Source organism: Promicromonospora sp. NPDC057138 (genome assembly GCF_042670845.1).
Lineage (GTDB): Bacteria > Actinomycetota > Actinomycetes > Actinomycetales > Cellulomonadaceae > Promicromonospora.
The window spans coordinates 20,799-28,679 of record NZ_JBHUUX010000050.1; the positions used below are offsets into that span (position 1 = coordinate 20,799).

General features: G+C 74.2%; 10 protein-coding genes. 4 read left to right on the forward strand and 6 right to left on the reverse strand.

All coding sequences use genetic code 11. The features are described from left to right. Positions 1-81: 81 nt before the first annotated feature. Both ACFT2C_RS21650 and ACFT2C_RS21655 read right to left on the reverse strand, forming a co-directional pair. A complete protein-coding gene (locus tag ACFT2C_RS21650; protein ID WP_377209148.1) occupies positions 82-1,365 on the reverse strand; it encodes a CpaE family protein in 1,284 nt (427 codons plus the stop codon). Beyond that, positions 1,362-2,051 carry a hypothetical protein gene (locus tag ACFT2C_RS21655; RefSeq protein WP_377209149.1) on the reverse strand — a complete coding sequence of 230 codons (690 nt, stop codon included), beginning with the start codon at positions 2,049-2,051 and terminating at the stop codon, positions 1,362-1,364. Before ACFT2C_RS21655 ends, ACFT2C_RS21650 begins: the two co-directional genes overlap by 4 nt. A gap of 195 nt (positions 2,052-2,246) precedes the next feature. Between ACFT2C_RS21655 and ACFT2C_RS21660 the strand changes: the two genes are divergently transcribed. Next, positions 2,247-2,465, forward strand: coding sequence for an AlpA family transcriptional regulator (locus ACFT2C_RS21660; protein WP_116673897.1), 219 nt, complete (start codon positions 2,247-2,249; stop codon positions 2,463-2,465). A gap of 87 nt (positions 2,466-2,552) precedes the next feature. Here ACFT2C_RS21660 and ACFT2C_RS21665 read toward each other — a convergent pair whose 3' ends face one another. Next, entirely contained in the window at positions 2,553-3,107 is a 555-nt protein-coding gene (locus ACFT2C_RS21665) for a hypothetical protein (RefSeq protein WP_377209150.1), read from the reverse strand. Between the two features lie 153 nt (positions 3,108-3,260). On the opposite strand from ACFT2C_RS21665, the gene ACFT2C_RS21670 reads away from it, so the two are divergent. Both ACFT2C_RS21670 and ACFT2C_RS21675 read left to right on the forward strand, forming a co-directional pair. After that, complete coding sequence (locus ACFT2C_RS21670) at positions 3,261-4,064, forward strand: hypothetical protein (protein WP_377209151.1); 804 nt, start codon at positions 3,261-3,263, stop codon at positions 4,062-4,064. A gap of 102 nt (positions 4,065-4,166) precedes the next feature. After that, positions 4,167-4,784 (forward strand): Rv3235 family protein, encoded by a 618-nt coding sequence (locus tag ACFT2C_RS21675; protein ID WP_377209152.1) that lies wholly within the window; start codon positions 4,167-4,169, stop codon positions 4,782-4,784. 7 nt (positions 4,785-4,791) lie between these two features. On the opposite strand, the gene ACFT2C_RS21680 is transcribed toward ACFT2C_RS21675, so the two are convergent. From ACFT2C_RS21680 to ACFT2C_RS21690, 3 genes are all read right to left on the reverse strand, one after another. Then, complete coding sequence (locus ACFT2C_RS21680) at positions 4,792-5,448, reverse strand: nucleoside/nucleotide kinase family protein (RefSeq protein WP_377209153.1); 657 nt, start codon at positions 5,446-5,448, stop codon at positions 4,792-4,794. After that, positions 5,421-6,305 carry a PfkB family carbohydrate kinase gene (locus ACFT2C_RS21685; RefSeq protein ID WP_377209154.1) on the reverse strand — a complete coding sequence of 295 codons (885 nt, stop codon included), beginning with the start codon at positions 6,303-6,305 and terminating at the stop codon, positions 5,421-5,423. The genes ACFT2C_RS21680 and ACFT2C_RS21685 overlap by 28 nt, the downstream gene beginning before the upstream one ends. Before the next feature lie 214 nt (positions 6,306-6,519). Continuing rightward, positions 6,520-7,305: a MerR family transcriptional regulator gene (locus tag ACFT2C_RS21690; RefSeq protein ID WP_377209155.1), complete on the reverse strand. Its 786-nt coding sequence runs from the start codon at positions 7,303-7,305 to the stop codon at positions 6,520-6,522. 129 nt (positions 7,306-7,434) lie between these two features. On the opposite strand from ACFT2C_RS21690, the gene ACFT2C_RS21695 reads away from it, so the two are divergent. After that, positions 7,435-7,848: a hypothetical protein gene (locus ACFT2C_RS21695; protein ID WP_377209156.1), complete on the forward strand. Its 414-nt coding sequence runs from the start codon at positions 7,435-7,437 to the stop codon at positions 7,846-7,848. Positions 7,849-7,881: the final 33 nt, after the last annotated feature.

Sequence of the window (7,881 nt, forward strand, 5' to 3'; positions counted from 1 at the left end):
CCTAGCGCCGCGGGACATAATTCATGTCCCAGGCCGCGCCGATAAGGCGGATTGTTACCCAGGATTCCTGGTCCGGCCAGTTCACACCGCCACCGGCACCAGCTCCCGGACCCGGCCGGCCAGGCCCACGAACGCCGCCCGCGCCGGGGAGCCGGGCGCGCACTCGGCGAGCACCCGGCCTGCCAGCAACGCGGCATCGAGGCCGGACGGGTCGTCGGGCACGACGTGCACGTCGTCGACCCCCGCGTACCGGGCGAGCGCGTCCCGCACCTGGGACTCGGCCCGCCGTCCGACGGCGGCGTCGCGCAGCCGGTTCACCACCACGAGGCGCGCCGCCGACACGGGCACTGCGACGTCCCGCAGGTCCTCCAGGCCCCGGACCAGCCGCTGCAGCCCCACCGGGTCCGCCCCGCCGACCACCACCACGATGTCGGCGGCCTGCAGGGCGCTCAGCGTCGCGCCGTTGCGCTGCGGCGCCCGCGTGTCGTACATGAGCAGCTCGTCGGCCTCGAGGACCGGCCCGCAGTCGACCACCGTCCAGGACGCGAGCTCGCGGCACCGCTGGAACACCATGTCGAGCGAGGTCGCGGGCAGCTCCGGCCAGCGCGACGCGCGCGTGATGCCGGTCAGCACGCGCACGCCCGGCAGCACGACCGGGCTGTGCCGGGCGAGCGTCACGACGTCGAGCACGCCCCGCCCGGCGGCGCGGGCGGCGGCGGCCAGGCCGGGCGCGTCGTCGAGCAGCCCGAGGCGGGAGGTGACCGACGACGCGTAGGTGTCGGCGTCGGCCAGGAGCACCGTGTCCGCGCCGTGCGGCCGGGGCGCCGGGCGGTGTCGGCGCAGCAGGCCGGAGCGGCGCGGCGCCGCGGCGCCGATGCCCGCGAGGGCCGCGGCGAGCTCGATGGCGGTGGTGGTCCGGCCGGGCGAGCCGGCCGGACCCCAGACGGCGATGATCGTGCCGGACCTGCCCCCGAGATCGGGCGCGAGGACGGCGGGCTCGGCCGCCTCTGGCGCGTCGCCGCGGACCCCGGCGACCAGGTTCTCGGCGTCCCCGCCCGCGACCACGACGTCGCAGCCGAGCCCCGCGAGCCGCTCGGCGGGCGCTGTGGGGTCCTCGATCGCGACCACGCGCAGTCCCGCGCCGCGCAGCCGGGCCACCGCCTCCCGATCCAGGCCGGGCAGGTCCCCCGAGACGACGGCGGCCGTGCCCGCGCCCGCCTCGGCCGCTGCGAGCAGCTCGCTGAGCTCGGCGCACCGCCGGGCCACGGTGACCTGCGGCTGCGCGCCGAGCACGGTGACCGCCGCCGCCTCGTCGTCGGGCGCGTGCACCGCGACCAGGACCGTGACCATCCGCTCCTCGCTCATCGGACGCCGCCCGCCACCGGCACGACCGCGACCGTGCCCGCGCCGGAGAGCGCCGTCAGCACGGTCGGCAGCGCGTCGGTCGGGACGAGCACGTGCAGCGTGACCGTGCCGTCCACGACTATCGCGCCCTCCTCGGCGTCGACCTGCTCGACCACCACGTCGCTGGCGAGCGTGCTCGGCTCCGGCCCGTCCGCCGCCGGCTCCGGCGCGACCGGCGCGTCCGGCACGAACCACAGGTCCACCACCGCGCCCGCCCGGATCCGGTCGGAAAGGCCGGAGCCGACGGGTACGGCGACGGACCGGACGTCGGCGTCGGCCCCGAGGGCGGTCAGCGGGACCAGCTCGCCGTCGTCCACCACACGGAGCGCCACCAGGTCTTCGGGCAGCGGCTCGTCCGCGGCGAGATAGCGGCTCGTCCCGGCACCGAGCCGGACGTCGGCGACCCGGAGCACGTCCGCGGTGACGGGCTCGCCGGGCGTCAGCGCGCCGTCGGCGACGAAGACGGGGACCGTGCGGCCGGCCGACGAGACCAACCACGAGCCGAGCGCCACTGACAGCGCGACGATGACAATGCCGGTCAGCAACCGCGGGTCGCGCCAGCGCGGCCGGCGCAGCCGAGCCGCCACCGGCTCAGGGAGGCCCTGCCCCTGGAGTGCGGGCGCCGGGGCGGCCGGGGCATACGTCATCTCGGTCCTTCCGCGTACTTTGGTGGACTTTGGGTAGAGCGTCGAGTACAAGTTGAAGTGTCGATCCGGACACAATGGCGCGCAGCGTAGGCAGAGCGCCGGAACCATAGTGATCGAAGGCCGCCGATCCGGCATCAGATAAACACTTCTTGTGGATAACCCCCTCATGTCGGTGTCTCGTGCCACACTGTTCCCATGGAAAAGCGCTTTCTCTCTCTGGCCGATGTGGTCGAGACCCTGAACATCTCGATGGCCCAGGGCTATGCACTGGTTCGGACCGGCGACCTTCCCGCCATCCAGGTGGGCCCCAAGAAGGTCTGGCGCGTCGAAGCCGCGGAGCTCGAGGCATACATCGAGCGCATGTATGCAAAGAGCCGCGAGCGACTCAAGGGCTCTGCGACCACGGACGCCTGAAAGCCCCAGCTGCATACCGACGGGACCGGCCCACTCCACAGGAGTGACACCGGTCCCGCTCTCCATTAACCGGCATTCTCGATCGCTTCAGGGCGCCTCGCTCACGGCCAGCAACGCCGAGAACGGAACCAGCCGTGTTCCCCGGTCGTCGAGCACATCGATGTCCAGGTGGTCGCGGCCGACCCGCGCGATCCGGCCACCCACGGTGCCGCCCAGCGTGCGCACCGTGACTCGCGCCCGGTCCCGCTGAAGCGTCCGGAGCACCGGGCCGAGCCCGAGGGCGTCCCGCCGGGACGTCGCGGACGCCGCCTGGCGACCCAGCCCGTGCACGCCCGCGACCGCGGCCAGCGGCACGAGGTGCTGGCTCGCCGGTTCTGGCCGCACGCCCTGCAGCAGGGTCCACTCGTCCGCCGCCTCCCGCACGACGCCGCGCAGCGGTGCGCCGTCGAGCAGCTCCAGCGTGACCACCGCCCCGACGACCGCGCGGAACCGGTCCGCCAGCGTCATGGTCGCGTGCTCGGCGCGCGTGAGCTCCGACACGAGAGCGTCGGCCTCGGCCGCGGACTGCGCGCGGGCCTGCGCCTCGAGGTCCCCGAAGAGCGCCTCCCAGCGCGTGGGGCCGGCCGGGTACCCAGATGCCATGAAGACACCCTGCGCTATCCACAGCCATCCCGCTCTCCGGTAGACACCCCGACGGGACCCAGGTTGAATATCGAGCACCGGACACCATCAACAACTATCAAAGTTCGCTGATGGGTCCATCCTGTCCGGAATTCGACCATTGCAGGGGGAACCATGCCGAACAACGCCCTCAGTCACAAGAACGCCGTCCTGGATCAGGGCGCCCGGCGCGGGCTCGCCGGACTGCTGGCGCTCGGGCTCGCGCTCGTCGCGGCCGCCGGCACGCTCGGTGGGCGCACCTGGCAGGTCGGCGCCGCGCTCGGCTCGGCGCTCTTCCCGGTCGAGGACATCGTCGAGCTCGCGGCGGTCGCCGTCGGCACCGTCGTCGCGGGATGGACGGGCCTGCACGCGCTCATCGCCCTGGCCTGTGTCCTCGCCGGCCGGCGAGGACGGCGCTGGGCGGCGGGCGAACGGGCGGTGGCCAGGCACGCGCCGGCAGTCGTACGCCGTCTCGCCCGGGCAGCCGCCGGCGCGGGGATCGGCCTCGCCCTGACCGTCCCGACGGCGATGGCGCTGCCCGGCTGGGGCACCGGGCCTGCCACGTCCACCGACCATCCCGTCGTCGCCGTCGAGCTGGGCTGGCAGCCGACGAACGGCGCGGCCGGCGACCGGGCGGCCACCGGCGGGCGCATACCGGACCGGTCGATGTCGCCGCGCTCCGGCGTGGCACCCGAGCGGCCGTCGCTGGTCAACCGGGGTCTGAAGGCGGGGACGCAACGCGATCCGGTGGTGGTGGTCGAGCCGGGCGACACGCTCTGGGCCATCGCGGCCGACCGGCTCGCCATCGAGCAGGCGGCCCTGGACCCGTCCGACGCCGAGGTCGCCGCCGCCGTCACCCGCTGGCACCTGGCCAACCGGCCGGTGCTGGGCACGAATCCCGACCTGATCCGCCCCGGCATGGTGCTGCGCCAGCCCTGACGGTGTCGCGCCGGTCTCGCCGGCCCAGCACCCACACGTTCGACTTCCGGCGTGTTCAGCACGCCCGCGCCCCGCTCCGCCCTCGTCCCCAGGAGATCCCGCATGACCACACTCGACGTCCCGCCAGACGCCCCGCCCGAGGACCCACCGCCCGTGACGAGGGCCCCGGCAGCGAAGGCGACCGCCTCGCCGCTGCGCACCACGGCCGCGACGCCGGCCCGGCGGCCCGCCACGCCGCCGGTCGGGCCGGTCACCGGGCCCGGGATCGGCAGAAGGCTGCGGCGGATGCGGATCGGCGGCACGCCGTACCCGGAGCTGCAGAACGCCGCGGCCGCCCTCGAAGCGGTGTCCGGGCGGCCCTCCCCCGAGCCCGACCCGGCCCTGCCCGATCCCACCGCGCAGGTGTGCCGTGTGGTCCGCGCGGCGGTGGAGGTGCTCCGCGGCGAGCGCCCGGCGGCCCAGCTCGCGCGCTGGGTCACGCCGCAGGTCTACGACCAGCTCCTGGAACGGGGCCGGCTGATGCGGGAGGCCCAGAACAGCCGGCCGCCCCGGCCCAAGGCGCACGCGGCCACGGTCCGGCGCGTGCGGATGGTGCGGCTGGGAGCCACGTCGGCGGAGGCCACGGTGATCCTGCACGACGAGGGCCGGGTGCGGGCGGCGGCCGTTCGGCTGGAGGGACGGCGGGGAGTCTGGCGCGTGGCGGTCCTCGAGATCGGCTGAGCCGGAGCTACGTCCACTCGACGATCAGGTCCGCGGCGTCCCGGGTGGCCGCGATGAGCTCGGCGTTGCGCTGGTCGCTGCCGCTCGCCCACGCCTCGGCGTCGGGCAGGGGCTTGCCGAAGGCGCGGTGGCGGGCGACGAGGCGCCGCAGGCGCTCGGCGTCGGGCAGGTCGAGGTACCAGACCTCGGCCATCCGGGCGCGGGCGGCGGGCCAGGCGCCGCCGGGGGCGAGGAGGTAGTTGCCCTCCGTGATCACCAGCGGCTCGTCGGCGACAGCGGTGCCCGCGGCTATCGGCTCCTCGATCTCCCGGCGGAACTCCGGCGCGTAGACCGGGGGTTCGCCGGGACGCCGGTCGGCCAGCCGGCTGATCAGGGCGGCGTACCCGGCGTCGTCGAATGTGTCGATGGCGCCCTTGCGGTCGCGGCTGCCGCGGGCCTCCAGAACGGCGTTGGACAGGTGAAACCCGTCCATGCCGACGACGACGGCTGTGCCGTGCCCCAGCCCGTCGATCAGGGCGGCCGCCAGCGTGGACTTTCCGGCGCCGGGCGGGCCGGTGACGCCGAGGACGCGCGCCCGGCCCGCGTGGCTGGCCTCGGCGGCGATCCGTGCCGCGCGCTCGACGAGCTCGCTCGTCGTCAGGCGCACGACAGGCTCTGCAGCCACGAGCGCGGACCGATGTGCTGCACACGGATGGACGCCACCCGTATCGCCTCCTCGACGGCGGCCTCCAGGCCGGCACCCCGGGCGAGTGCCACGACCAGGGCACCGTGGAACGCGTCGCCGGCGCCGAGGGTGTCGCGCACCTCGACGGTGGGCACGTCGGTGGACCCACGCAGGCCGCCCTCGTCGCACCAGGTCACGGGCTCGGCGCCGTGGGTGGCAACCGTCGCGCGCGACCGAGCGGCGTCGTCCGGCGCGCGGAAGTCGGCGGACCTGGCCGTAACGTCGGCGGCCCCGAGGAGGTCGGCGAAGACGGGGCGCCACCGGCCGGCGTCGAGCACGATCAGGGGGCGCGGTTCCAGGGCCCGCGCGTACGCGAGCACGCTCCGCGCCAGGTCGGGGTGGTGCCCGTCGAGCAGGACGGCGTCGGGCCGGGGCAGCGTGTCGAGCTCGGCGGGCGTGACGTCGAAGTCCCCGGCGAGCGTCGCGTCGGGAGAGATGACCGATCGGTCGCCGGTGTGGTCGTCGACGACCACGGCCGAGACGGCCAACGGGATCTCGTGGCCCTCCGCGGCGTCGTGGATCTCGACCCCGTGCCGCTCCAGGTCGCCGCGTGCGGCCGCCCCGACCGGGCCGGAACCCACTGCGCTGATGAGCAGGGCCCGCACCCCGAGCGTCGCGGCGGTGACCGCGGCATTGGCCGCAGGCCCGCCCGCCGACACGTCCTGCCGGACGGCGGTGACCTTCTGGTTCGGCCCCGGCCGGACGGCGCTGCGGTGGATCACATCGAGCGTCGCCAGTCCAGCAAACCAGCAGGTCACAGGCGGTTTCCGGTGCGTTGCGGCGAGGGCTTCGGGCATGGTCAGAGGCTACCTGTGAAACCACGTGTCAGTGACCGAGCGCACGGTCCGGACGCTACTGCTCCGGGTCGTCGACGTCCCCGACCGCACGCTAACGACATGGCGTGACCTCCCTCAGCCCCAACGACGATCTCCGGTTCGAGCACGAAGTGCCCGAACCGGAGATTCCGCCTCTTACCACCATCGCACGATCGATGGCCACATGCCCGTGAAGTCAGGACTCGCTGTCCGGGTAGGCCCGCTCCGCATAGGCGCGCAGCACGTCGCGCACGAACGTCGCGCCTTCGTTGCCGCCGTAGTTCGCGGCGAACCGCTCGTCCGCGACGTACATGTCCGCGAGGCCCAGCAGGTAGCCCCGGTCGGGGCGGCCCAGCTCGTGACCCGGCGTGCCCGGGATGGACGAGAGCCACTCGGCATGCCGGGCGGCGACGGCCTGCGCCTCGTCGGCGGCCGGGTCGAGGCCCGCCTCGGCGGCGTCGGTCCAGGCCTTGCGCAGGGCTTCGGCCCGGGCCTTCCACTGCTGTTGCCCGTCCTCGCCGAGCCCCCGCCACCACGCATCACTCGTCGCGTACGCGTCGCGGCCCCAGCGCTCGGTCACCTCCTGCTCGTACTGGGTGTGGTCGAACCCGTCGAGCATGTCCTTCGCCATGATGTCCTCCTTCGCTTCGGGGTCCTTCTCGAGAGCGGCGACAGTTCGTTCGACCGACGCGATCTGCCGCGCCAGCCGATGCTGCTCCGCCCGCAACGAGACGAGGTGCCGGCGCAACGCCTTCGCCTCGTCCTGGTCGCTGTCGAGCACCCCGGCGATGTCGCCGAGGCCGAGACCGAGGTCGCGCAGCAGCAGGATCCGCTGCAGCCGCACCAGGGCGATGCGGTCGTAGCGGCGCGGGCCGCTCGCCGTCGTCCGGAGGGCGGGCAGGAGCCCGACCGCGTCGTAGTGCCGCAGCGTCCGGCTGGTCACGCCGGTCAGCCGCGCGATCTCTTGGATGGACCAGTGCATGCGACCCACGGTAGAGGTTGACGTTGCGTCAACTTCAAGCCCCAGTTTCGGGAGCTCCGGCACACGACCTTGAGGTCATCTGTGGATAACTCACCTCCTGTGAGAGCAAGCGTGGCCATACTGGTCTACATGACATCATCAAGTGAGATGATCCCGGATCAACCGCTCAGGGACGACGCGGCGCTGCTCGCCTTCGCGACGTTCCTGCACGACGGCGTCACACCGCGCCGCCGCACCTTGTGGCTCGTGATGCTGGACGGCGAGCGCCGTCCGCTGCCGGTGATCGTGCCCGTCGACCACGTGCCGGAGGAGCCGGACGCGCTCATGGTGAGCAACCTGGGCCGCGCCTGGTCCGAGATCCTGCTGGGCGAACCGGGCGGGTCGGTCCTGCTGATGCTCGAGCGGCCCGGCCCGGCGGCGCCCTCGTTCGACGACCTCGCCTGGCGCGCTGCGCTCGGCGCGGCCGCCGCCGAGCACGGGGTCGGGCTCGCCGCGTTCTTTCTCGCGACGGCGGACGGCGTCCGCCCCCTGACGCCCGACTGACGCGTGGCCGCCTGGCTCGCGTCAGTCGGGCGT

Excerpts from the sequence above, each read along its gene's own strand:
- ACFT2C_RS21690 (WP_377209155.1), bottom strand. The coding sequence starts at position 7,305 with ATGCACTGGTCCATCCAAGAGATCGCGCGGCTGACCGGCGTGACCAGC.
- ACFT2C_RS21675 (WP_377209152.1), top strand. The coding sequence starts at position 4,167 with ATGACCACACTCGACGTCCCGCCAGACGCCCCGCCCGAGGACCCACCG.
- ACFT2C_RS21695 (WP_377209156.1), top strand. The coding sequence starts at position 7,435 with ATGACATCATCAAGTGAGATGATCCCGGATCAACCGCTCAGGGACGAC.
- ACFT2C_RS21685 (WP_377209154.1), bottom strand. The coding sequence starts at position 6,305 with ATGCCCGAAGCCCTCGCCGCAACGCACCGGAAACCGCCTGTGACCTGC.
- ACFT2C_RS21655 (WP_377209149.1), bottom strand. The coding sequence starts at position 2,051 with ATGACGTATGCCCCGGCCGCCCCGGCGCCCGCACTCCAGGGGCAGGGC.
- ACFT2C_RS21665 (WP_377209150.1), bottom strand. The coding sequence starts at position 3,107 with ATGGCATCTGGGTACCCGGCCGGCCCCACGCGCTGGGAGGCGCTCTTC.
- ACFT2C_RS21670 (WP_377209151.1), top strand. The coding sequence starts at position 3,261 with ATGCCGAACAACGCCCTCAGTCACAAGAACGCCGTCCTGGATCAGGGC.
- ACFT2C_RS21660 (WP_116673897.1), top strand. The coding sequence starts at position 2,247 with ATGGAAAAGCGCTTTCTCTCTCTGGCCGATGTGGTCGAGACCCTGAAC.
- ACFT2C_RS21650 (WP_377209148.1), bottom strand. The coding sequence starts at position 1,365 with ATGAGCGAGGAGCGGATGGTCACGGTCCTGGTCGCGGTGCACGCGCCC.